Consider the following 24,429-nt stretch of genomic DNA (forward strand, 5'->3'; position numbering starts at 1 on the left):
GCAAGCCAGCTCCCACATTGGATCTGAGGTTTACACCAATCCCTGTGGGAGCAGAGCTTGCTCGCGAAGCTTTTAGAGCTGGTAGTTCTTCAACTCCCGCGCAATCACCATCCGCTGTATTTCGCTGGACCCTTCATAAATCTGGGTAATCCGCGCATCCCGGTAATACTTCTCCACCGGGTAATCCTCCAGATACCCGTACCCGCCATGAATCTGAATCGCTGACGAGCACACCTTCTCAGCCATTTCCGAAGCAAACAGCTTGGCCTGCGAAGCCTCCGACAGACACGGCTTACCCGCTGTTCTCAGTCGCGCCGCATGCAGAATCATCAAGCGTGCCGCGTTGATCTGCATCTGCATGTCCGCCAGCAGATTGGCGATGCTCTGGTGTTCGACAATGGCCTTGCCGAACTGCACCCGATCACGGGCGTAACCCAGCGCCGCTTCGAATGCCGCACGGGCGATGCCCAATGCTTGCGCGGCAATGCCGATGCGTCCGCCTTCCAGGTTGGAAAGGGCAATCGCCAAACCTTTACCGCGTTCACCCAACAGATTTGCTTCAGGAATGCTGCAATTGTTCAGCGTCACCGCGCAGGTGTCGGAGGCGCGAATGCCCATCTTGTGTTCGGTGCGATCGACGATGAAGCCCGGCGTATCGGTCGGCACCAGAAACGCCGAGATGCCGCGCTTGCCGAGATCCGGATCGGTCACCGCAAACACGATTGCCAGCTTCGCCCGCTTGCCGTTGCTGACGAATTGCTTGGCGCCGTTGATCACCCATTGCCCGTCGCGCAGTTCGGCGCGGGTGCGCAAGTTGTGCGCTTCGGAGCCGGCCTGGGGTTCGGTCAGGCAGAAGCAGCCGATCACTGCGCCGCTGGCCAAATCGGCCAGCCAGGTCTGTTTCTGTTCTTCGCTGCCGTAATTGAGCACCGGCCCACAACCCACCGAGTTGTGAATGCTCATGAACGCGCCGGTCGCGCCGTCACCGGCGGAAATTTCTTCCACCGCCAGCGCATAAGCCACGTAGTCGACGTAAGTGCCGCCCCATTCTTCCGGCACTACCATGCCCAGCAGGCCGAGTTCACCCATCTTCGCCACCAGACCGTCATCGATCCAGCCGGCCTTTTCCCAGGCTTGCGCGTGTGGCGCGATTTCGCCACGGGCAAAGTCCCGGGCCATGTCGCGGATCATTACCTGGTCTTCAGTCAATTCGAGATCGTGCATGGCTCAGCTCCCGCTCTCTTCAAAACCGTGGAAGAAACTCGCGATGTGCTCGGCGTGCAGCGCAGCAAGCGTCGGCGGGTTCCAGCGCGGTGATTTGTCTTTGTCGATCAGCAAGGCACGCACCCCTTCGATCAGGTCGCCGCGCTCGAACCACTGGCGATCCAGATGCAGTTCGAGGGCGAAGCAGTGTTCCAGGCTCAGGTGCCGGCCGCGACGGAGCATTTCCAGGGTCACGCCCATCGCCAGCGGCGAACGGGTTTCCAGCAGGTCGGCGGTGGTGGTCGCCCATTCGTGGCTGTCGGCGACGGTCACGGCGCGCAGTTGCTCGACGATGCTCGGCACGTCAGGCAAGGCAAAGAAGTGGTCGATGGCCGGGCGCAAGGCTTCAAGCGGCGCATCCGGCAAGGTTTGCACCGCGTGGCGGGCCAGCAGGTTTTGCAGGTCTTTCAGCGGCGTGTCGTGCCACTGCAACTGGTCGAGCTGTTCGTCGAGGGTGCCGAGTTTGCTGCTGTCCAGATACCAGTCGGCGAGGCCGCAATACAGCGCATCCGACGCCCGGATCTGCACGCCGCTGACACCCAGGTAAATCCCCAGCTCGCCGGGAATGCGCGGCAGGAAATAGCTGCCACCGACATCCGGGAAATACCCGATCGCCACTTCCGGCATCGCCAGACGGCTTTTCTCGGTGACTACCCGCAGATCAGCGCCTTGCACCAGACCCATGCCGCCGCCGAGAACGAAACCGTCCATCAGCGCCAGCACCGGTTTGCGGTAGTGGTGGATCGTCAGGTCGAGGGCGTATTCCTCGACGAAGAAATCTTCGTGCAGCGTGTCGCCGCTTTTATGGCTGTCGTACAGGGAGCGAATGTCGCCCCCGGCACAGAAGGCTTTCTCGCCGGCACCGCGCAGCGTGACCGCGTGGATATCGGCATCAGCGGCCCAGGCGTCCAGGTGTTGCTGGAGCTGGCGCACCATGTCGAGGGTCAGGGCATTGAGACCGGCGGGGCGGTTGAGGGTCAGATGACCGATGTGATTGCGAACCTCGGCCAACACTTCGTGTGGCGTGGCATCCATGGACGAAGTCCGCGGGGATGAAGCCTGAGCAGTCATCACTAACTCCCTGCTTTTATTGTCTTTATTCGAGAAGCTCGCGCGCGAGCGTTACCGGATCGTAACAGTGCAAATTTGCCGTGTACAACGGGGATATGTGCACGGGCTGTCTGCATTTTTGCCTTAGGCCAAATGCACGGGATCGCCGCTTCTTTTCAATCGACAACGCTGACAGGCGCGGGCTCCTGGTTCAGCTGAACACCTGGCCAATGCTCCGCCGCCTGGCATGCAACTCACTGGCATGAATCAGCTGCTCCAGATCCTCCGGTGTGACATCGATGAACGCTTCCATATCCGCCAGCGCCCGTTTCAGATCCTCGGCCGTGATGGACTGAATATCCACCGGCGCTACGGCCGGCGCCGGTTCGGCGGGGCGTTTCGGGTAGCGGATGCGGGTGAGGTTGTTGTAGGCCAGTGCGGTCAGCAGCAGGCATGCGGCGCTGAGCATCACCGGTTCCAGGGCTTTCCAGTCCATGGAGATGGTCATCGGGTCGGCCAGCACCATGGTCAACGCGACGGCGCCGGCCGGTGGATGCAGGCAGCGCAGCCAGCACATCAGGATCAGCGCCACGCCCGCCGCGAGGCAGGCGCTGCCCAGGGTTCGGCCGAGGACGTGGGCCACCAGCAACGCGACGACACCCGCGCACAGGTAGCCACCGATGATCGACCAAGGCTGGGCGAGTGCGCCGGACGATACCGCGAACAGCAGCACCGCCGAAGCGCCCAGCGGGCCGATCAGGTGGTAGGCCACTTCAATGCCGAACACCTGACTGCATGCCCACACGCTGAACAACGTGCCCAGCGCCATACCGATGGCGGCGCGGCTCCATTCGGTGGGGCGGGTGTTGATGGCGGCGGGCAACCAGCGAGCGAGCATGCAGATTCGATCCTTTGTGAAATTCAGGGCAAAAAAAAGGACTGTCCGTAAACGCGGAAAGTCCTTCGAAGAGTTCCAACTATTGGGGGAGGAACGCGCACAGTGTGCCAAGCAATCACGATGCTGACAAATTCATATAAATGCAGTTTCAGTGCATTATTTATGCAGTAAAGCCACGCGCCGCCCGCTCATGAAACACAGAAAACCACCCAGCGCGGTCAGTGCGCTGAGGGCGTAGAACATCGTCGGCGCCGGCGTATGCATCAGCAGGAAACCGCAAATCACCGGGCTCAATGCGCCGCCCAGCGCCGCCAGATTCTGCGCGCCGTAATAGCTGCCGCGCAGTTCCTCCGGGGCCAGGGTGTCGACGAACAGGAATTCCGACGGGTAAATGATCATCTCGCCAAGGGTGAAGATGAACATGGCGATGCACCAGGTCACCAGGCTGTCGGCCAGGCTGAAGCCGATCAGGCCGAGGATGAACAGGCTGGTGCCGGCGGCGATCCAGTAGCGCAGTTTTTCCCGGTTGAGAAAACGGCCGATCTGGTACTGCAACAGGATCACCGCGATGGCGTTGCAGGCGAGCAGGGCGGCCATGGTTTGCAGGGCTCGCTGCGAGTCTTCGACCACCAGCAGGTATTGCGACAGGTACAGCGTGAAACGCCCGTGAACCACGGTGCTGAGCAGGCAACCGCAAGTGAACATGATCAGCGTGCGGTCGTTTTTCAGGGTAATCAGGGTTTTCAGGAAGCTCTGCGGTTGGCCGATGGCGGCGACCGGACTGGCGTCTTTCGGGATGCCGATCATCAGGAAGATGCTGCCGAAAGCGATGCCGGCAGCAATCAGGAACGGCGCAATCGGATACACCCCGGCGATCACCACACCGAGCATCGGGCCGGTGGCGTAGCCGATGTTGGTCAGGGTGTAGCGCAGCGAGAACGCCTTGGCCCGCTGGCCCATGGGCAGGTTTTCACTGAGGATCGCCTTGGAGCCGATCAGGAACAGCGCCGAGGCGGTTTCAGTAATGACCAGCGTCAGGGTGGTCAGGTACAGATCTTTGGCGAAGGTCAGCAGCACGAAGCCGATGGCACTGGAGAGCATCGCCAGAATCAGCAACCGACGCTTCTCGAGCCGGTCGATGATGTAACCGCCGTACAGCGCAAGCAGGGTGGCGATAAACACCGCGATGCCCAGCAACAATCCGACGTCCTGTTGGTTGAGGCCGAGCTTGTTGCTCAAGAACAGTGTGAGCAACGGACTGGTGATGGCGCGGCTGACGACGATGGTCAGCGAGACGATCATCAGGCGGCGGATAACGAGCGAGTAGGTGGCCACGGAAAAATCAAATGTCCTTATTCGGTTAACAGGTGCTCGAGATCGCGCACGGAATCCAGCGTTTGCAGCTGTCGTAGCTGCGCGAATAGCGGCTCGGCCTTGAGCGGTGAAATCACCCGCAACGCCAGACTGAAAAACTTCTCCTCCAGCGCCGCCTCACTCAGCGGATTACCCGGCGCGCCCAGCGGCACCTCGACACACAGGCTTGCTTCGCGACCGTCGCGGGTTCGAACGACGACTACCGGCTCGCCATCCTCCGACAGTCGCTCATCCACTTCAAGGCGAATGCGCGTCAGCCAGTGGGCAATGCGCGGATCGTTGCGTGGCTGTTCGTCATAAGCCTCCAACCGGCAATGACCGTGTACCAGTCGCGCGGCGAGGGCGTAGGGCAGGCTCATCTGCGCAGCGGCCAGACTTCGGGTGTCGCGACCGCCGCACATGTCGAGCAGAAACCCGCACAAACTCACCTGGACGTCTTCCACCTGATCCGCGCCGACCTGTAATTGCTCCAGCAACAAACCGAGCGCATCGATGGCCGAATGAGTGCCACGACACGCGGCATAGGGTTTGATCGAACAGCGCGCGAGTTTCCAGACCCGTTGCAAATCAGCATTCAGCGCATCCGGCTGCGCACTGCCCGGCGCGAGGGTTTTAAGAAAACCACCCCAGACATCCTCGAACAACATCGACGGCCCACTGACACCTTCGCGAGCAAAACGCGCCGCGAGCAAACCGCCCTCGGCCGCACGGCCGCTGTGCAGTTTCTTGCTTTGCGAACCGTCATGGATGAACGCCCACAACCCACCGCTGAAACTGCCGGCGATGCCGAGCGCCGACACGGTTTGCCCGAGATCCAGCGCAAAGATCCGCGCACAGGCCGCCGCCGCGCCGAACACGCCGCAGGTGGCGGTGGAATGCCAGCCGGCGCCGTTGTGCGCCGAATAACTGCCGCAGGCTTCCAGCACCCGCCGGCCGATTTCGTAGCCGATCACCACGGCGGTGATGAACTCGCGACCGTCTACCGGCCGATCCACCAGCGATAGCGCCGCCATCACTGCCGGCAACACCACCGCGCCCGAGTGGTCGCAACCGCCGGTGTCGTCCAGTTCCAGCGCGTGGGCAGCGATGCCATTGAGCAACGCCGCATGCCCCGCGCCGACGCGCAGTGACGAACCCCAGACCCGCGCGGTGCCCGGCTCTGCAGCGAACACCTGCCGTGCCTGAAGCGCTACCGCGCTGTCGGCCCCGGCCAGTGCTGCGCCGAAGGTGTCGAGAATGTGCCGTTTGGCCTGTTCCACCAACGCCGGCGGCAGGTCTTCAAACCGGGTCTCGACGCAAAACTGCGCCAGCCGCTGCATGCGTTCCGTCATACGAGGTAGTCCCGATAATGGCGTTCATACACCGACGCCGGATGATCCTGCGCGACCGGCGCCGCCGTTTGCGCCCACCACTGCGCGACTTCGGCGCCGGTGGCGATCCACACGTCGTCATGCTGCTGAATGCATTGCAGCAATTCGCGCAGCACGCCGATGCGCCCTGGCGTGGCAATGATTTCCGGATGCAGGCGCAGCACGTAGCACAGGCCGAAGCGGTGAAATCCGGCGAAGTCCATTTGCAGGTTGCCCAGGGTATGGCTGTAGGAGGCGATCCGCGATTGCGCCGGCGGCACGGCCGGGCTCAGGTTGAAGGCGAAATAGGGTTCGTCTTCCAGTTCGTAATGCAACGGCAACTCGACGACTTCAGGCGCGGTTGGATGAAGGAAGGGCAGGTCATCGCCGCGCCATGATGACGACCAGTGAATGCCGTGGTCTTTCAAGGCTTCGATGAAGCCCGGCGCGCCGTTGCCCGCAGGGATCCGGAAACCGCTGGGATGCACGCCGGTCAAGGCTTCCAGCGCAGCACAACCCTTGGCGACCTCTGCGCTTTGTGTCGCCAGATCCAGCGTGTCGTAATCCTGATGGCGGTAGCCGGCGCAGGCGATTTCATGGCCGTCAGCCTGGATCGCGACGATATGCTGCGGGTTTTCCTCGGCGACGATGCCGGGCACGAACCAGCTGCTGCGCACCCCGAGTTCCCTGAAAAGGCCGAGCAAACGCTCGACGCCGCGTTGGGTGCCGTAGCGCCACACCGACAGCGTCTTGTCGCGCCCGGCGACTTCCGGGGCCTGGGTGAGAATGCCGTGGATATCGTTGTAGTCGACGGTCAGCACCACCGCGCAGCGTTTACCGGCAGGCCAGAGATTATTCGCGTCAGCCATGGTGATGCTCCTTCAGCCACCAGCGTGCGACGTCGCGGCAGGTGGCAAACCACACGTCTTCGCGCTGGCGCATGTGTTCGAAGAGTTTCTCCAGCAACAGGATGCGTCCCGGTTTGCCAGTGATTTTCGGGTGGAACAGGGTGGTCAGGCACAGGCCTTCGTCCATCGCGCCGTCGTACTCGCGCTGCCAGTTGTCGAGGGTCAGCTCGTAGCTGGCGGTGCGGTCGAGCCCGGACGGAAAGTTCGGTGCGCGGGTGTAGGCGAGGGAGGCGTAGTCGTCCATTTCCCAGCGGCCGGGAATTTCCACCAGCGGCGTGTCGTGGCCGGGGACGTTGACCAGATACGGGCGATCGTCGCCGCGCATGCTGCTGGAATAGATCACGCCGTTGTCGGCCAGCATCGCCGGGGTTTCGGCGCGCCAATCGCCGGACGGCGTGCGAAAGCCCTCGGCGCGGATGTGCAGGTATTGCCAGAAGACGTCGCGGGATTTGTTCATCACGGCCTGCTGCTGATCCAGCGTCAGGGCGTAGAAGGATTCGTGCTTGTAGCCGTGGTAGGCGACTTCATGGCCGCGTTCGACGATGGCCTGGCATTGTTTCGGCCAGTTTTCCACGACCCACGCGGGGACGAAGAAGGTGGTCGGGATCTTGAAGGTATCGAGCAGATCCAGCAAGCGCGGCAGGGCGCGGTAAGGGCCGTAGCCGCCGAAGCCGAAATACTCGGGTTTGTGCCAGATCGAGTTGTTGAGCATGGCATCGCCGGTCGGGCCGTCGAGGTCGAAGGCCAGGGCCAGGCAGGCTTTGTGCTGGTCGGGCCAGGCGGGTTGGGGTGAACTGAGCATTGGGCGCTCCACACATGTAGGGACGTACGCTGTACCTGTGGGAGCGAGCTTGCTCGCGATGAGGCCATGTCAGTCGACATCTCTGGTGAATGACACACTGACTTCGTCGGAATGCCGCCCAGAGCAAGCTCGCTCCCACAATGGAAAGGTGGCGCTGACCGGATTACTTGCCCGCGTTAATGGTCACTTCCTTGATCGCACCCAATTCCAGATCCCACTTCTTCAGAATCGCGCCATAGCTGCCGTCATCCACCATGCTCTGCAGCGCCACTTTCACGGCTTCACTCAGCTCAGGCTTCTTCTTGCTCACACCCAGCCCGGTGAACTGCACGGAGATCGGTTGGCCGACCGTTTTGTACATGTCCTTTTCCTGGGTCTTGAGGTACGACAGGGTTTCGCTGCCCTGCATCGCCGCATCAATGCGGCTCTGGCGCAGTTGGGCGCGGGCGTCGGCCGAGCCTTCGGTGCCGACCACGTTGATCGCAGGCTTGCCGGCCGCTTCACAGTTGGCCTTGCTCCACTCGGCAATTTCCGACGGGAAGGTGGTGCGGCGGCTGGTGCCGACTTTCTTGCCGCACAGGTCGATGATCTCGTTGGTCGCGGTGTTTTTCTGCAAGGTGTAGAACTGCGGGCCGCTGGTGAAGTAGTCGACGAAGGTCACGCTGGCCTGACGCTCGGCGGTGTCGGTCATGCCCGACAGGACCATGTCCACGCGTTCGGTGGTCAGGGCGTTGATCATTTGCTCGAAGCCGGTTTCCTGCCACTTGATCTTGACCCCGAGGCGTTCGGCCAGGGCGTTGCCCAGGTCGTAGTCAAGGCCGGTGAGCTTGTTGGTGGCCGGATCCTTGAAATCCATCGGCGGATAGTTGGGCATGATCGCGACGACGATCTCGCCTTTCTCCTTGATGCTGGCCGGCAAGTCGGCGGCCACGGCGAAACCGCAAGACATGAGGGAGGTGAGTACTGCTGGAATGACGAAGTTCTTCATGGACGTTCTCTTATGAGTGTTGTGAAGGCCAAAGGGGCCTCAGGTTCGAACGGCAGAAATGAAGCTTTGGGTGCGCGGGTTTTGCGGACTTATTAGTATTTCTTCGGGGCTTCCAGCCTCCACGATCTGCCCGCCGTCCATGAACACCATGCGGTTGGAAACCTCCCGGGCGAAGCCCAGTTCATGGGTGACGACGATCATGGTCATGCCGGTCTGCGCCAGATCGCGCATTACCGACAGCACCTCACCGACCAGTTCCGGGTCGAGTGCCGAAGTAGGTTCATCGAACAGCATCAGCTTGGGTCGCATGGCCAGGGCGCGGGCAATCGCCACCCGTTGCTGCTGACCGCCCGAGAGTTCAATCGGGTAGCTGTTGCGTTTATCGGCCAGGCCGACCCGGGCCAGCAGTTCCAGGGCTTCTTCGTGCGCCTCCTTGGGCGAACGCTTGAGCACCTGACACGGGCCCTCGATGATGTTTTGCAGCACAGTCATGTGCGGAAACAGATTGAAGCGCTGGAACACCATTCCGGTGGCCAGGCGCTGGCGAGCGATCTGCGACTCGTTGAGTTCGTGCAGCTTGTGCCCGACGACGCGGTAGCCGACCAGTTCGCCGTCGACCCAGAGGCCGCCCTTGTCGATCTTTTCCAGCTGATTGACGCAGCGCAGCAGGGTGCTCTTGCCCGAGCCGGACGGGCCGATGATGCACAGCACTTCGCCTTGCTCAACCTCGATGTTGATGTCCTTGAGCGCGTGGTACTGGTCGTAATATTTGTTCAGGCTCACGGCCTTGACGATGCTTCTCATGACGGATTCCTCAAGAACGCTTGCCGGCGCCGCGAGCGAAACGACGCTCCAGACGGCTTTGACCAAAGGACAGGACGGTGACGGTGGCCAGGTACCAGATACCGGCGACGATCAGCAGCTCCATGACCCGGGCGTTGGCGTAGTAGATGTTCTGGGCGTTGTAGAGCAGTTCCGAGTACTGGATCACGCTCGCCAGCGAGGTCATTTTCACCATGCCGATAAATTCGTTGCCGACCGGCGGAATGATGATTCGCATGGCCTGGGGCAAGATGATCCGGCGCAGCGCTTGCAGGCGTGGCATGCCGATCGACTTGGCCGCTTCGTACTGGCCGGTGTCCACCGACAGCAGGCCGGCGCGTACCACTTCTGCGGTGTAGGCGCCCTGGTTGATGCTCAAGCCGAGCAGGGCGGCCACGAACGGCGTCATCAGGCTCACGGTGTCGAGCTGGAACAGGCCGGGAATGCCGATGGTGGGGAAGATCAGCGCCAGGTTGAACCACAACAGCAGTTGCAGAATCAGCGGCGTACCGCGAAACAGCCAGGTGTAGGTCACTGCCACGTAGCGCAGGATCGGGTTGGCCGACATGCGCATGATGGCGGTGATGACCCCGAACACGATACCCAGCGCCATGGCCAGCACGGCCATGATGATCGTGTTGAACAGGCCCCACATGATCGCTTCGGAGGTGAGGAACTGGCCGATGTACGACCATTCGATCTTGCCTTCGGCGAAGGCCCGCACCAGGCCGATGATGGCGATGACGATCACGGTGGCGAAGAAAATCCGCCCGTAATAACGCCGTGGCACGTGTTGGTACTGGGTAATGTCGAACTGGTTTTCCGCCAGTTTGCGCTCCGCCTGGAGTCGTTCTGCCTGAGTCTGGCTCATGGTGTTTCTCCGTACACTGTACTTTTCGATCAACCCCCTCCCGGTGGGAGGGGGACCCGGCTCAGAGGCGGAAGCCCTGGTAGTTTTCGGTCCACTGCTGCTGTGCGGCGAGGGCGGTTTTCAAGCGGCCGATCTGCTCGCGCACCTGTTGCGGCGCGGTGCCGCCCCAACCGCTGCGGGCAGCGATGGCGGCTTCCAGGGTCAGGCTGTCACGCACGTCTGCCGTGAGGCGCGGGTCGATCTCGGCCAGCAATGCCGGCGAGGCTTCCCACAATTCGAGGTCGTGTTTTTCGCAGGCTTGCACCAGCGCTCCGGTGATTTCGTGGGCTTCCTTGAACGGCACACCGCGCACCGCCAGCCAGTCGGCGACTTCGGTGGCGAGGGTGAAACCCAGCGGCGCCTGACGCCGCAGTTCCTCGACATTGACGGTCATGGTCGCAACCATTCCGGCCATGGCCGGCAGCACCAGCAGCAGGGTGTCGACACTGTCGAGCACGCCGTTCTTGTCTTCGCTCAGGTCGCGGTTGTACGACAGCGGCAGGGATTTGAGCGTCGAGAGCAGGCCGGTCAGGTTGCCGATCAGGCGGCCAGCCTTCCCCCGGGCCAGTTCGGCGATGTCGGGGTTTTTCTTCTGCGGCATGATCGAGCTGCCGGTGGCGTAGGCGTCATCCAGATCGACCCAGCGGAACTGGCGCGACGACCACAGGCAGAACTCTTCGGCCAGACGCGAGATATTGATTCCGAGCATGCTGGCGATGAACAGGAATTCGGCGACGTGATCGCGGCTGGCCACGGCGTCGATGGAGTTTTCGCAAACCCCGGCGTAGCCCATTTCCTTGGCCGATTGCTGCGGCTGGCGAGCGATGGCGGAACCGGCCATGGCCGCAGCACCGAGGGGCGACAGCGAAGTGCGTGCGTCCCAGTCCACCAGGCGCTGCACGTCACGCAACATCGATTGGGCGTGGGCCAGCAGGTGATGGGCGAACACGATCGGTTGCGCCTGCTGCAAGTGGGTGAAACCGGGGCAGATGCTTTCGACGTGCTGCTCGGCCTGATCCACCAGCGCCGTTTGCAGGGCCAGCACTTCCACGGCCAGGGTGCGCACGTGATCGCGCAGGAACAGGCGCAGATCGTTGGCGGTCTGGTCGTTGCGCGAGCGGCCGGCGCGCAGCTTGCCGCCCAGCGCGCCCAGGCGCTCGGTCAGCAGGCGTTCGATGAAGGTGTGAACGTCTTCGTCGTCCAGCGTCGGGGCGATGCACCCGGCAGCGAAATCGGCACCGATGCCGTCCAGGGCTTCAATCATCGTGCGGGTTTCCTGCTCGTCCAGCAGGCCGGCACGTTGCAGTTCCCCGGCGTGGGCCTTGGAGCCGGCCAGATCGTACGGCGTCAGGCGGAAATAGCGCTCGGGGCAACGAGACAGGGCCGCCAGGGCGGCAGACGGGCCGCTTTTGAAACGGGCGCCCCAGAGACGGTCGGTGGTTTGAGACATTTGTTGTTTTCCTCGTCGGTAAAGCGAACTGAAATCGGTGTGCATGGCCCTGAAAATCGCGCTGGCTATTTAGCGAACAGCCGCGGACGGAATCAGGCCAAAGCAGTTTTCAAGAGGGCAGTTGCAAAGAGACAAGAGCTGATCGAAGTGTCAGCTTTTTATGTTTGCCGATCAGTGAGTTGGCACTGATGTTCGGGATTTTTTGGCGGTTGCCAAGGCTTGTTTTCTGTGGTCATTATTATTAGCCGGCGATGTTTTTGTTGTTGGACACAGATTGTTGAACATTGCGCCAGAGGTAAATCAGCATTATGGAAACCCCACTTTCCAATTCCGGAAACCCACCGGTCAAAACCGCTCACCGGGCACCTTTGGCCCTCAGCGGACTGGATTTCAAACTGCTCAAGGTGTTCAAGGCGGTGGTCGAGGCCGGCGGCTTCAGCGCGGCGCAAAACGAGCTGAACGTGGGCCTGGCCGCGATCAGCAAGCAGATCTCCGACCTGGAAATTCGCATCGGCATGCGCCTGTGTACCCGGGGTCGCGAAGGGTTTCACCTGACCGAAGAGGGGCGTCTGGTGTATCAGGCGTCGATTGACTTGTTTGCCTCGGTCGACAACTTTCGTGACCGTCTTAGTTCGGCGCAGAATGAACTTATCGGTGATCTGGGAGTGGGGGTGATCGACAATACGATCAGCGACGATAATTCGCCGTTAGTTGCCGCGCTTAGAAAAATAAATGAGCACTCGCCGAAAGTAAGGTTTCAACTTCAGGCGACCCAGTTGGATGAAGTTGAAAGAGGCGTAGTGGAAGGTCGCTTAGTGGCCGGAATCGTTCCGGTTTATCAAAAGCGCGAAGAATTCGATTATTACCCGCTCTATGAAGAACGCTCGCAGGCTTACTGCGCCGTCGGCCACCCGTTGTTCGACCTGCCGGCAGACCAGATAGGCGGCAACGTGCTGCAGGATTACGAGTGCATCAACCACCGCTATGCGATCCATCGCGACAAGCTCAACTTTGCCCGCTACGACAGTTATTCCGCCTCGGCGACCCAGGTCGAAGCGGTGGCGTTGTTGATCAAGACCGGGCGTTTCGTGGGCTTTCTGCCCCAGCATTACGCCGCCACGCTGGTGGCCGCCGGGCAGTTTCGCGCGGTGTGCCCGGAGCTGATCCACTTCGACACGCCGTTCAATCTGATCCTGCGACACAACACCGTGCGCAGCCCGTTGGTCAAGGCGTTTGCCCAGGCGTTGGGGGTTGATCTCAAGGCGACGGCGTGAGCACCAGGCGCATGGCGCAACGTCGCTCGCCGGGCAATCCGTGAGCGATTTCATTGCGCAATACTTGGTTCAGGCGCGCGTCGCAGTCTTCGGCGTTCAATAGCGCAAAACCCATGCGCTGATAGAACGGTGCATTCCATGCAAGGTCGCGAGACGTCGTCAGCGTCACTGCCCGAAGTTGCCACAGACGCGCCTGTTCAATCGCCGACAACAGCAACTTGCGACCGACGCCCCGACCTTGAAAGTGTTGGCTGACGGACAGTTCCTCAATGTGCAACTGTTGATCGACAGTCATCGCCCTTAAAAAACCTGCAAGTTGCCCGTCGTTGTTTTCCGCCACCCACAGTTCGTCCCGTTCAATGGCCGCTAAATGCGCCGAGGCCTGCGGCACAGCGGCATCTGCCAGCCAGGCCAGTGACGGGTCGAGGCGAAACAGCGCAGCGGCCGAACGCTCGATGGCGGGGAGGGCGATGGCATCGGCTGCCAGGGCCAGTCGCACGGTAAAGGTCATCAGTCAGCGGTCCCTGTCGAAATCAAGGCGCGCAGGTTAAGGCGTCAGCCATAGCAACACATAATCGTTTTTGTCGAATCGCCCGCTCAGCACTGGCTGCAATGCCCCGATCGGCGTGCCTTGCAGGGCCAGGTAGTCACTGCGATCCATCATCAGCCACGCCGGCCCCTTGAGTGCTTCGAGTGCCTGCGTGGTTTCGGTGAACAGCGGTTGCAGGTCCTGCTCGACGTTGACCATGAACTTGATCGCCTTGGCGTCCTTGCCCATGCCGTGCAGCACCAGCGGCGCGGGTTGCTCGTGGATCCGCTTCATTACCGCCTGACTGAAGGTTCGCGTGTCATAGAGCTGGCGCTCGACCGGCTCGAACACCAGCGCATACGCCGACCAGACCGCCAGTACGGCGCTGAACGCGAGGACTTCGGTTCGCCATCGCGGCAGTCGCAACCGCGACATTGCGGCCAGCTGCAGCAATCCCAGCACGATCATTACCGGTGTCAGGTCGGTCAACGACTCGGGAAACCGTCGCTTCGCCACCCACAACAGGACGATCAACAATCCAGGAATCAATAACCACAATCCCTGCAGGCCGACACGCAGCCAGGCAAACACCCGGCCGTGCAACACCTGAAACGGATACGCCGCAATGATCGCCGCCATGGGCAGCATCGGCAGCAGGTAGCGGGCCTTTTTCGCCTGCGGAATTGACAGCCCGACCATCACGATCAACCCCGCCGCCGCGCAATACTGCACCAGTCGCAAGGCCGGGCCGCGCTGCCGAGGTTGGCTCAGCCACGCGGCCGCCAGCGCCAGCAAGGCCAGCGGATACGCCAGCGCGTAGTTGCCCAGCGAGCTGGTGAAGTAATACAGCGAACCGCTGACGCCTTCGCTGCCGTCCATGCGCCCCATGAACTGCATGCGGATCACGTCCTGACGAAACGCCGACCCGCCGCTGAGATCCGCCAGCCACAACAACAGCCCGACGCACGCCGCCAGCAGCAGCGACGCCAGCACACCGAAGGTCAACAGACGCGACCATTGGCGATCCAGCAGGTAGTAACTGCACAGCATGCCGGTCGGCACCACCAGCCCGATCGGCCCGCGAATACCGAACCCCAGCAGCAATAGAAGGAACACCAGCGGCCAGCGTCGAGCGGCAGCGAAATGATCGTGGGCATAGCCGAGGTAGAACACCGAAAACGCCACGGCGGCGAGCATCAGATCCTGCGACACCGCGCGGGTCTCGGTGATGAAGGTGCCGGTGAGCATCAGCAGCGCGATGCTGACCACCGCCCAGCGCACGGATGAAGGCGCGAGCAAGCGATACATCAACGTCACGATCACCGCACCGGCAACCGCGCTCGGCAGCCACGCCGTCAGGCTGTTGACCGTGCCGAACGGTAACGACAACAGCCAGATGAACAGCGTCGACAGCGCCGAATAATCCGCGTACGGCTCACCATAAGTGGTGGGAAACACGCTGGGTCCGTGTCGCAGCATTTCCTGGGCGAACAGCACGAAGCGTGAGTCGAAACCGATCGGCGCTTGCCCGTACACGCCGGCAATGAACAACACGAACGCCAGCAGCCCTGCGATCAGGGACTGCCGGCGCAGGGTGGGGGATAACCCCATCAGGCCACGTCCGAAGCGTGCGGCCACTGCTGCAAGGGAATCGGCAGGGCGCGCGATTCGCCACGGCCCATCGGGAAGTAATGGAAGCCGTTGCGGGCCAGGCGTTCGGCGTCGTACAGGTTGCGGCCGTCGAAGATCACCGGGGCCTTGAGGCGTTGTTGGATCAGGTCGAAATCCGGCGCCTTGAACTGCTGCCATTCGGTGCAGATGATCAGCGCGTCGGAACCGGCGAGCACGGATTCCGGGGTGCCCATCAGCATCAGTTTCGATTCGTCCGGGTACAGATGCTGGGTTTCCTGCATGGCTTCCGGGTCGAACGCCCGCACATTGGCGCCAGCGGCCCACAATGACTCCAGCAGCACCCGGCTCGGCGCGTCGCGCATGTCGTCGGTATTCGGCTTGAAGGCCAGGCCCCATAGGGCGAAAGTCTTGCCGCGCAGTTCGCCCTTGTAGAACGCGTTGATGCGTTCGAACAACTTGTGTTTCTGCCGCTGGTTGATCGCTTCCACCGCTTGCAGCAAATCACTGGAGCAGTGTGCCTCTTCGGCGCTGTGGATCAGTGCGCGCATGTCTTTTGGGAAGCACGAGCCGCCGTAACCGCAACCGGGGTAGATGAAGTGGTAGCCGATGCGGCTGTCGGCGCCGATGCCCTGACGCACCGATTCGATGTCCGCACCCAGGTGTTCGGCCAGCTCGGCGATCTGGTTGATGAAACTGATCTTGGTCGCCAGCATGCAGTTGGCAGCGTACTTGGTCAGTTCGGCGCTGCGCAGGTCCATGAACATGATGCGGTCATGATTGCGGTTGAATGGCGAGTACAGATCGCGCATGACGTCGCGCACTTCTTCGCGTTCGCAGCCGATGACGATCCGGTCCGGCCGACGGCAATCGGCGACCGCCGAGCCTTCCTTGAGAAATTCCGGGTTGGAGACGATATCGAACTGCAACAGGCGTCCGGCCTTGAGTAGCGCTTTGTCCAGATGGGTGCGCAAGGTGTCGCCGGTGCCGACGGGTACGGTGGATTTCTCCACCAGAATCAGCGGCTGTTCACGGTGGCGAGCCACGGCGTCGCCTACCGAGAGCACGTAACGCAGGTCGGCCGAACCGTCTTCTTTCGATGGGGTGCCGACGGCAATGAACGCGACCTTGCCATGCTGCACCGCGAGCTTTTCATCGCAGGTGAATTGCAGGCGCCCGGCGTCCAGGCCTTCGCGGACCAGGCTGGCCAGCCCCGGCTCGAAGATGCTGACGTGGCCCTGACGCAACAGTTCGACTTTTTTCTCGTCGATGTCCATGCACACCACGTCATGGCCGACTTCGGCCAGCACGGCGGCCTGCACCAGGCCGACATAACCGCTACCAAACACTGTGATTTTCATGGCGAACTCCTCAATTCGGGCGCACGGGCCGGACGAGTATTGATGGTGATGACCCCGAGCATGACCAGCGCCACGCCCAGTGATTTGGAGAAACTGAAGGATTCGTTGAACCACGGCAGGCTGGCCGCCAGCAGATACACCAGCGCATAGCTGATGCTCAGCAGCGAATAGGCCCGGCCCAGCGGCAGATCGCGCAGGGCGGCGAGCCAGCAGAGCATCGACAGCGCATAGGCGAAGATCGCCGCGAGCACCACGGCCAGCGCGACTGAATCGACACCGGGCACGGTCAGCCACTGATCCGGTCGGGGCAGGCGCGTCATGCTCCAGCGCATGCTCAGTTGCGCCACGCTCACCAGCAGCACGCTGGCCAGGGCGAAGAAAATTCCATGGCGCCGGTTCATGACTGTTGCCCCAACAGCACCACGCCGCCGATCACCAGCAACACGCCGAACCAGTGCTGAATGTCGACGGGCTCCTTGAATGCGAAACGGGCGATCAGGGTGATGATCACGAAATTCAGGCTGAGCATCGGGTAGGCGATGCCGACCGGCAGGCGCTGCAACACCAGCAGCCACACCAGCAATCCGCCGCCGAGGGCAAACAGGGCCAGCCACAGCCACGGCGAGCGCACTTTGCGCGACCACGGCAGGCTCGCGCCGCGCCAGCTCTCGACGGCGAATTTCTGCGCGACCTGGCCCAGGCAGGTCAGCAGGCAGGCGAGCAACAACAACCACAGGCTCATGACGCCTCCTGCGGAAGCATCATGATCACCAGATTGCCTTGCTCATAACGAACGCCGTCCTTGGGCAGTCTGTCGAGTTCGTCCAGTTCGTCTTGCCCCTTGACCCGCATCACCACGCCGACCGAACCGGTCTTGCGGGCTTCGCGCATCCACTGTTGCACCTGATCGGGATCGACCCGTTGTTGAATGCCGTCAGGATAGGCAAGCCCATATTTCAATTCGCCTATCGTGTTGTATAGCGCGACCTGCGGACGTTTCAGGCGCCAGGACAGGGCCGATGCGGCGCCCAGGTCGTTGCTCAGCAGGTGCGTGGCGCTCGCCAGTTCCGTTTGATGGGCGAGGATGAACTGGTCTGGCATCTTGTTCGCCACCACCGATTTGGGCAGCGCTGCCGGCAGCAATGCGATCAGCAGCAAACTGCCCACCGCCGGCGCCGCCCAGCATTGCAACGGACGAAACGCTTGCAGCAGGTTGCTGATGATCCAGCCGGTCAGGGCGATGAACACCAGCACCAGACTGTGCAATTCGTGGTCGTACAGCGGGCGCTTGAGCTGCACGTAAACCAGCCCGATCAGCGTGACGATGCCCAGCAACAGGTTCAGCAGGCCATTGAGGCCCAGCGCCCGGCCTTGCTCCAGGCGCAAGCGATCGGCCAGTGCATGGCCCAGCAGCAACGCCAGCGGCAGCAGGCACGGCAGAATGTAGGTCGGCAACTTGCCGTTGCTCAGACTGAAGAACAACAGCGGCATCAGCAGCCACAGGCCGAGAAACGCAATGCTCGTTTCACGCCGGGTCTGCCACGCCTGTTTCAGCGCCACCGGCAGCATTCCCACCCACGGCAGACTGAACGCCACCAGCAGTGGCAGATAGAACCACCACGGCGCGTCATGCTGGGCATCGTCGCCGGCAAACCGGCGGATGTGCTCGTGCCAGAAGAAGAATCGCCAGTAATCCGGTTCCTGACCGTGCACCGCCAACACCCACGGCAGGCTGACGATGATCGCTACGGCAATCGCAATCGGGCCGTACAGCAGCAATTCCTTCCAGCGCTTTTGCCAGAGCATCCACGGCAAGGCGATTAGCACCGGCAGCAGCCAGGCGAGAAACCCCTTGGTCATGAACCCCATGCCGCACGCCAGGCCCAGCACCGCCCAACCGGCCATGCGCTGGCCGTTGGAACGGCTGTCGAGGGCAAACCACAGCGCCACCAGACTCAGGTTGACCCAGAAGGTGAATTGCGGGTCAAGGTTGGCGTAACCGGCCTGGCCGGCAACGATGACGAAGCTCATGTAGAGCAGGGCGCAGACGAAGCTTTTGCGCGGGTCATTCCACAAACGGCGGGCGATGAGAAAGCACAGCAGCACGCTCAGCCCGGTGCTCAGGGCCGAGGCAAACCGCACGCCGAACAGGTTCTGCCCAAACACGGCCTGCCCGAGGGCGATCATCCAGTACCCGGCCGCCGGTTTTTCGAAGTAGCGCAGGTTCAGGAAATGCGGCGACACCCAGTTGCCGCTCAGCAGCATGTCCTGGCTGATCTGCGCATAACGGGTTTCATCGGGAATCCACAGACCATGACTGCCCAGCGGCAGTAAATAGGCCAGCAGAAAAATCCCCAGCAACAGCGGTAATGCCCAGCGTTTGCTCATGCGCCTTGCACTCCCAGCCAGCCTTCGCGGCCTTCGAGGGCGCCGCGTTGCACACGGCCGACGGGCAGGGCGTTGAGAAACTCGGGCAGCAAGTCGCCCAGCGGCTGAAAGTGGATATGTCGCTGGCGTGCGTCGGCCAGCAGTCGACGAAAATCTTCGGCCATCAGAATCCCTTCTACTTCGGCGTGAATGGTGTAGACGTTGAGGTTGTCCGGGCGGAACCGGTCGAGGATGAAAGCGTTGAAATCCTTCGCCGCCACACTCGGCCCGACCACTTCATCGAAGGTCGGCAGGTCCACCGGAATCTGCGGCGCGCCGACCGAGCCGTCAGACAGCAATGGGCGAAACAGCCGCTGCCCACGGCAATCGCTGTTGTAGCGAAAGCCGAAGGCTTGTTTGGCTTCGATCACACGCTCGTCCGCACGCCAACCGGCGGCGGCTGAACACATGACCTTTTCGCCGAGGATGTCGCTCAAGGTGTCGACGCCCTGACGGATCTGCTCGACCAGTTGCGCATCGCTCCAGCGCCCGGCATTGGCCTGCCAGCCGTGGTGATCCCAGGCGTGCAGGCCGACCTCGTGGCCGGCGGCCCGGGCCTGACGCATCAGGTGCCCGAGGTCGCGGCCGATCGGTTTGCCCGGCCACGCCGTGCCTGCGAGCAGGATGTCCCAGCCGTACAGACCGGCGGCGTTGGAGCGCAGCATTTTCCAGAGGAACTGCGGACGGATCAGGCGCCACAGATGCCGGCCCATGTTGTCCGGACCGACACTGAAGAAAAACGTCGCCTTGATCTGCGCTTCATCGAGAATTTCCAGCAAGCGCGGCACGCCTTCGCGGGTGCCGCGATAGGTGTCGACATCGATGCGCAATCCGGCCTGCATCAGCATGCCTCTTTATGAGGGCGCTTCTCGATTTCCAGCATCGCTTCACGCAGGAAGAAATCCAGCGTGTTGCCGATGGTCTCGCGCATTTCCACGGTCGGCGTCCAGTCCAGCAGGCGCTTGGCGTTGGCGATGCTCGGTTTGCGGTGCTCGACGTCCTGGTAGCCGGCGCCGTAGAACGCCTTGCTTTCGACGTCGCGGAAACCGGCGAACGGCGGGAAGTTGGAACGCAGCGGATGCGCTTCGAACTGGCGCAACAGTTCTTCGCCCAACTGGCGAATGCTCGCCTCGTTGTCCGGGTTGCCGATGTTGATGATCTGGCCGTTGCAGACGTCGTTGTCGTTATCGATGATCCGCGCCAGCGCCTCGACGCCATCGGCGATGTCGGTGAAGCAGCGTTTCTGCTCGCCACCGTCGAACAGGCGGATCGGCGTGCCTTCCACCAGATTGAGGATCAACTGGGTGATGGCGCGGGAGCTGCCGATGCGCGCCGAATCAAGGCGATCCAGTCGTGGCCCCATCCAGTTGAAGGGACGGAACAGTGTGAAGTTCAACCCTTTGGCGCCATACGCCCATATCACCCGGTCCAGCAGTTGCTTGGACACCGAGTAGATCCAGCGCTGCTTGTTGATCGGGCCGACGATCAGGTTCGAGGTGTCTTCGTCGAAGTGCTTGTCCTGGCACATGCCATAGACTTCCGAGGTCGACGGAAAGATCACGCGCTTGTTGTATTTGACGCAGTAGCGCACCAGCTTGAGGTTTTCTTCGAAGTCGAGCTCGAACACCCGCAGCGGATTGCGCGTGTATTCGATTGGCGTGGCGATGGCCACCAGCGGCAGGACCACGTCGCATTTCTTGATGTGGTACTCGATCCATTCCGAGTGAATGCTGATGTCGCCTTCGACGAAGTGAAAACGCGGATGGCTGCGCAGGCGGTCGATGGCATCGGAACCGATGTCCAGGCCATAGACTTCGTAGCGCTCGTCACGCAGCAGGCGCTCGGACAAATGGTTGCCGATGAAACCGTTGACACCGAGGATCAGCACCCGTGTGCGGCGCGGGCCACGGCCGGATTCGGCACCGCGCAGCAGCGAACCGTCCACCAGACCCAGTTCATTGGCCAGTTGCGGGCCGCTCAGGTACAGGCCGTTGTCGTTGCGCTGACCGGCGTTGATCACCAGCGAGTCCTCACCGCAGGCGATGCGCAGCGGATCGACGCTGATGACCCGGCCCGGCGCCTGGCCTTCGTTGCCTTTGACGACTTCGGCGCTCCACACAATCAGCTTGTGCTCGCCCACGGCGCAGAAGGCGCCGGGGTAGGGCTGGGTCACGGCCCGCACCAGATTGAACAGTTTTTCCGCCGGTTGCGCCCAGACCAGTTTGCCGTCCGCCGGAGTGCGACGGCCGAACACCGTGGCTTTGGATTCGTCCTGCGGAGTTTCGGTGAGTTGGCCCTGAAGCATCGCCGGCAAAGCGTCGCGCAACAGGTCGCTGGCGGCGACGCGCAGTTTGCCGTGCAGGCTCAGCGCGCTGTCGCTGCGTTCGATGGCCACGCGCTGCTGGGCGACGATGGCGCCGGCGTCGGCACGTTTGACCATGCGGTGCAGGGTCACGCCGGTTTCGGTTTCGCCGTTGACCAGCACCCAGTTGGCCGGCGCACGGCCACGGTAGCGCGGCAGCAACGAGCCGTGCAGGTTGAAGGCGCCTTTTTTGGCCAGCGCCAGCAGGGGCTCGCTCAGCAGGTGGCGATAGTAGAAGGAGAAGATGTAGTCCGGATCGAGCTTGGCAATCCGCTCGATCCACAACGGGTGGTTGGCGTCTTCCGGGGCATGAACCGCAATGCCTTTGTTGGCGCACAGTTGTGCAACCGAAGCGTAGAAGGTGTTCTCCTTAGGATCATCGGCATGGGTAAACACCGCCGCAATGTCATAGCCACTGTCGAGCAGGGCTTGAATGCCGGCGCAGCCAATATCGTGGTAAGCGAAGACAACGGTTTTTGCGCTCATGAGAGAACCTGATCAGACGTGGAGTTGGAATTGAGGCCGTCAACGATGATGGCTGGAACCGGCGTGGCGGGGTGCCCGCGCAGGACCTTTTCGATGAAGAAACGCGGGCGGGCGCGCACATCGCTGTACATGCGGCCCAGGTATTCGCCCAGCAGGCCCATGCCGATGAACTGGCCACCGGTGAACACGAACAGCACGGCGAACAGCACGAACAGGCCATCGCCGGCCCAGCCGGCGCCAAACGCCAGGCGCATGACAATCAGCGCCGCCGCGAACAGCACGCCGAGCCCGGCCATGGCGAAGCCGATGATGCTCAGCAGGCGCAGGGGCGTGGTGGTCATGCAGGTGATCAAGTCGAACATCAGGTTGATCAGGCGCATCGGGCTGTATTTCGAATCGCCGTGTTCGCGCTCGGCGTGGGCCACGGGGATTTCGGTGGTGTGGCGGGCGAAGCTGTTGGCGAGGATCGGAATGAATGTGCTGCGTTCGCGGCAGGCGAGCATCGCGTCGATGATGGTGCGGCGGTAGGCGCGGAGCATGCAGCCGTAGTCGCTCATGGCGACACCGGTTGAGCGTTGCACGGCGAGGTTGATCAGTTTCGACGGATAGCGGCGCAACGCCGAGTCCTGACGATTGCCGCGCACGGTGCCGACCACGTCGTAGCCCTTTTCGGCCTCGGCCACCAGGCGCGGGATTTCTTCCGGCGGGTTCTGCAGGTCGGCGTCGAGGGTAATCACCACGTCGCCCTTGCACTGTTCGAAACCGGCCATGATCGCGGCGTGCTGACCGTAGTTGCGGTTGAGGATGACCGCCACGAATGGGCTGTCCTCGACTAACGCGGCGTCTTCAAGCAATTGCGCGGAGGCGTCGCGACTGCCGTCATCGACCAGCACGATTTCGTAGTCATGGCGCAATTGCTGGCAGGCGGCGCGGGTGCGGCGCAACAGTTCCGGCAGGCTGTCTTCTTCGTTGTAGACCGGGATGACGATCGACACGCAATGAATCGGATAAGGTCTCACGGGCGTTTCCCCATCAGGTGTTGAATGGCCCCGACGACCCGGTCCAGATCCTGGTCGGTCATGTCGGGGAACAAGGGAATCGAGCACAGCCGCGCCGAGTTCCACTCGGTGTCAGGCAAGGACAAGTGCGGGTCACGCTGGCGATACCAGGTGTGCAGGTGGGTGGCGATGAAGTGGATGCCGGTGCCGATGCCTTGCTCCTGCAAACCCTTCATGAAGGCTTCGCGATCGATCCCGCAGCGCTCGCTGTCGATGCGCAGGATGAACAGGTGCCAGGCGTGCTGTTGCGCGTAATGCGGAACCGCCAGCGGTTGCACCGGCAGGCCTTCGAGTTTTTGCAGGTATTGCGTGGCCAGTTCGGTGCGGCGGGCGTTGATTGCGTCCAGACGTTCCAGTTGCACCAGCGCAATCGCGGCGTTGATGTCGGCCAGGTTGTATTTGAAACCGGGCTCGATCACCTGGGCCTGGGGTTTGCGGCCATGGGTCAGGCGATCGTAGGCATCGACGCCCAGGCCATGGAACTTGAGCATGCGCACGCGGTTGGCCAGGGCTTGGTCGTCGGTGACGAACATCGCGCCTTCGGCGCAGGTCATGTTCTTGATCGCGTGGAACGAGAAGATCGCGGTGCCATGCGAACCGACGTGGCGGCCCTTATAGCGGGTGCCGGCGGCATGGGCGGCGTCTTCGATCACGGCGATGCCGTGTTTGTCGGCCAGCGCGTACAGCGGATCAAGGTCGAACGCGGCGCCGGCGTAATGCACGGGAATGATCGCTTTGGTACGCGGGGTAATGGCGGCTTCGATGCGCGCGGCGTCGGTCATCAGGGTGTCGCGGTCGACATCGACGAACACCGGCGTGGCGCCGAGCAGGGAAATCATGTTGGCGGTGGACACCCAGGTCTGCGACGGGGTGATGACTTCATCGCCGGGGCCGATGCCCAGCGCCAGCAACGTTACATGCATGGCACCGGTGGCCGAGGAAAGTGCCACGGCATGCCGGCAACCGACGTACTGCGCAAACTGTTCTTCAAGTGCCTGGTTTTTCGGCCCGGTGGTGATCCAGCCGGACCGCAGTACTTGCTCTACGGCGGCAATTTCTTCGTCGCCGATACTGGGGCGAGAGAAGGGGAGAAACGCCTGACTCATGCACACCTCATTGCAAAGAAAAAAGAAATAGATCCAATAGGAAATCGGATCCAATCAAAGCGTAGACGCGAAAAAATCCTTTGCATCAATAAGTTGCCAAGACGACATAACGTCGGGTTCGGTTGACATTTCAGGCGTTGCCCGGCAGGTTGGGCAGCGCCGGCACAGGACTCAGTGGAATTAAGGTTATGCCCGTTTTTGTGAAAGGAACATGAAAAACCGGTCGGCGAATCGTTTATCTGAAACCCATACAGCCACTGTTCAGACTTCTACCGCTTATCGCGGTTTTTAGTAGAAAAGTCCTACGGAAGTGTTCCCCTTATATTAAAAATGTTGCAGTTGTTAGTTGCTGTGTTGAACTGTTTTTACTCAAGGCCCGACGT

At 61.8% G+C, this 24,429-nt stretch carries 22 protein-coding genes; 1 reads left to right on the top strand and 21 read right to left on the bottom strand.

The genetic code is table 11. From position 1 onward, the window contains the following. Positions 1–72: 72 nt before the first annotated feature. The 11 genes from CAF79_RS01250 to argH all read right to left on the bottom strand — a co-directional run bounded on the left by CAF79_RS01250 (position 73) and on the right by argH (position 11,814). A complete protein-coding gene (locus CAF79_RS01250) occupies positions 73–1,224 on the bottom strand; it encodes an acyl-CoA dehydrogenase family protein (RefSeq protein WP_039768643.1) in 1,152 nt (383 codons plus the stop codon). A gap of 3 nt (positions 1,225–1,227) precedes the next feature. Beyond that, on the bottom strand, positions 1,228–2,334 hold the full coding sequence (locus CAF79_RS01255) for an enoyl-CoA hydratase/isomerase family protein (protein WP_085696072.1): 1,107 nt from the start codon (positions 2,332–2,334) through the stop codon (positions 1,228–1,230). 190 nt (positions 2,335–2,524) lie between these two features. Further along, complete coding sequence (locus CAF79_RS01260) at positions 2,525–3,211, bottom strand: HPP family protein (RefSeq protein WP_085696073.1); 687 nt, start codon at positions 3,209–3,211, stop codon at positions 2,525–2,527. A gap of 156 nt (positions 3,212–3,367) precedes the next feature. After that, on the bottom strand, positions 3,368–4,546 hold the full coding sequence (locus CAF79_RS01265; protein ID WP_085696074.1) for an MFS transporter: 1,179 nt from the start codon (positions 4,544–4,546) through the stop codon (positions 3,368–3,370). A gap of 17 nt (positions 4,547–4,563) precedes the next feature. Continuing rightward, the gene (locus CAF79_RS01270) at positions 4,564–5,916 is read right to left on the bottom strand and encodes an MmgE/PrpD family protein (RefSeq protein WP_085696075.1); all 1,353 of its coding nucleotides are present in this window, start codon (positions 5,914–5,916) and stop codon (positions 4,564–4,566) included. Then, positions 5,913–6,803, bottom strand: coding sequence for a polysaccharide deacetylase (locus CAF79_RS01275; protein WP_085696076.1), 891 nt, complete (start codon positions 6,801–6,803; stop codon positions 5,913–5,915). Before CAF79_RS01275 ends, CAF79_RS01270 begins: the two co-directional genes overlap by 4 nt. Continuing rightward, entirely contained in the window at positions 6,796–7,644 is an 849-nt protein-coding gene (locus tag CAF79_RS01280; RefSeq protein ID WP_085696077.1) for a polysaccharide deacetylase, read from the bottom strand. The genes CAF79_RS01275 and CAF79_RS01280 overlap by 8 nt, the downstream gene beginning before the upstream one ends. A gap of 163 nt (positions 7,645–7,807) precedes the next feature. Next, positions 7,808–8,632: an ABC transporter substrate-binding protein gene (locus tag CAF79_RS01285; RefSeq protein ID WP_085696078.1), complete on the bottom strand. Its 825-nt coding sequence runs from the start codon at positions 8,630–8,632 to the stop codon at positions 7,808–7,810. A gap of 39 nt (positions 8,633–8,671) precedes the next feature. Beyond that, positions 8,672–9,436, bottom strand: a complete 765-nt coding sequence (locus CAF79_RS01290; RefSeq protein ID WP_007951284.1) for an amino acid ABC transporter ATP-binding protein — start codon at positions 9,434–9,436, stop codon at positions 8,672–8,674. A gap of 10 nt (positions 9,437–9,446) precedes the next feature. Next, positions 9,447–10,325: an amino acid ABC transporter permease gene (locus tag CAF79_RS01295; RefSeq protein WP_085687163.1), complete on the bottom strand. Its 879-nt coding sequence runs from the start codon at positions 10,323–10,325 to the stop codon at positions 9,447–9,449. Between the two features lie 61 nt (positions 10,326–10,386). Next, a complete protein-coding gene (gene argH / locus CAF79_RS01300) occupies positions 10,387–11,814 on the bottom strand; it encodes an argininosuccinate lyase (RefSeq protein WP_085696079.1) in 1,428 nt (475 codons plus the stop codon). A gap of 308 nt (positions 11,815–12,122) precedes the next feature. Here argH and CAF79_RS01305 point away from each other — a divergent pair, with 308 nt between their 5' ends. Then, positions 12,123–13,088: a LysR family transcriptional regulator gene (locus CAF79_RS01305; protein ID WP_085696080.1), complete on the top strand. Its 966-nt coding sequence runs from the start codon at positions 12,123–12,125 to the stop codon at positions 13,086–13,088. On the opposite strand, the gene CAF79_RS01310 is transcribed toward CAF79_RS01305, so the two are convergent. From CAF79_RS01310 to arnB, 10 genes are read right to left on the bottom strand one after another with little or no spacing between them, the layout of a single operon-like run. Then, positions 13,072–13,599, bottom strand: a complete 528-nt coding sequence (locus tag CAF79_RS01310; RefSeq protein ID WP_085696081.1) for a GNAT family N-acetyltransferase — start codon at positions 13,597–13,599, stop codon at positions 13,072–13,074. The genes CAF79_RS01305 and CAF79_RS01310 overlap by 17 nt on opposite strands. 36 nt (positions 13,600–13,635) lie before the next feature. Further along, a complete protein-coding gene (locus CAF79_RS01315; protein WP_170929679.1) occupies positions 13,636–15,228 on the bottom strand; it encodes a glycosyltransferase family 39 protein in 1,593 nt (530 codons plus the stop codon). Beyond that, complete coding sequence (locus CAF79_RS01320; protein ID WP_085696082.1) at positions 15,228–16,607, bottom strand: UDP-glucose/GDP-mannose dehydrogenase family protein; 1,380 nt, start codon at positions 16,605–16,607, stop codon at positions 15,228–15,230. The genes CAF79_RS01315 and CAF79_RS01320 overlap by 1 nt, the downstream gene beginning before the upstream one ends. Beyond that, complete coding sequence (arnF, locus tag CAF79_RS01325) at positions 16,604–17,008, bottom strand: 4-amino-4-deoxy-L-arabinose-phosphoundecaprenol flippase subunit ArnF (protein ID WP_085696083.1); 405 nt, start codon at positions 17,006–17,008, stop codon at positions 16,604–16,606. The genes CAF79_RS01320 and arnF overlap by 4 nt, the downstream gene beginning before the upstream one ends. Next, entirely contained in the window at positions 17,005–17,349 is a 345-nt protein-coding gene (gene arnE, locus CAF79_RS01330; RefSeq protein ID WP_085696084.1) for a 4-amino-4-deoxy-L-arabinose-phosphoundecaprenol flippase subunit ArnE, read from the bottom strand. Before arnE ends, arnF begins: the two co-directional genes overlap by 4 nt. Beyond that, positions 17,346–18,995 (bottom strand): lipid IV(A) 4-amino-4-deoxy-L-arabinosyltransferase, encoded by a 1,650-nt coding sequence (arnT, locus tag CAF79_RS01335; RefSeq protein ID WP_085696085.1) that lies wholly within the window; start codon positions 18,993–18,995, stop codon positions 17,346–17,348. Before arnT ends, arnE begins: the two co-directional genes overlap by 4 nt. Continuing rightward, complete coding sequence (gene arnD, locus CAF79_RS01340; RefSeq protein ID WP_085696086.1) at positions 18,992–19,876, bottom strand: 4-deoxy-4-formamido-L-arabinose-phosphoundecaprenol deformylase; 885 nt, start codon at positions 19,874–19,876, stop codon at positions 18,992–18,994. Before arnD ends, arnT begins: the two co-directional genes overlap by 4 nt. Continuing rightward, positions 19,876–21,882, bottom strand: coding sequence for a bifunctional UDP-4-amino-4-deoxy-L-arabinose formyltransferase/UDP-glucuronic acid oxidase ArnA (gene arnA, locus CAF79_RS01345; protein WP_085696087.1), 2,007 nt, complete (start codon positions 21,880–21,882; stop codon positions 19,876–19,878). The genes arnD and arnA overlap by 1 nt, the downstream gene beginning before the upstream one ends. Beyond that, complete coding sequence (arnC, locus tag CAF79_RS01350) at positions 21,879–22,901, bottom strand: undecaprenyl-phosphate 4-deoxy-4-formamido-L-arabinose transferase (protein ID WP_085696088.1); 1,023 nt, start codon at positions 22,899–22,901, stop codon at positions 21,879–21,881. The genes arnA and arnC overlap by 4 nt, the downstream gene beginning before the upstream one ends. Beyond that, positions 22,898–24,046, bottom strand: a complete 1,149-nt coding sequence (gene arnB, locus CAF79_RS01355) for a UDP-4-amino-4-deoxy-L-arabinose aminotransferase (protein ID WP_085696089.1) — start codon at positions 24,044–24,046, stop codon at positions 22,898–22,900. Before arnB ends, arnC begins: the two co-directional genes overlap by 4 nt. Positions 24,047–24,429: the final 383 nt, after the last annotated feature.

Origin of the sequence: Pseudomonas sp. B26(2017), assembly GCF_002113045.1 — a bacterium.
GTDB lineage: Bacteria > Pseudomonadota > Gammaproteobacteria > Pseudomonadales > Pseudomonadaceae > Aquipseudomonas.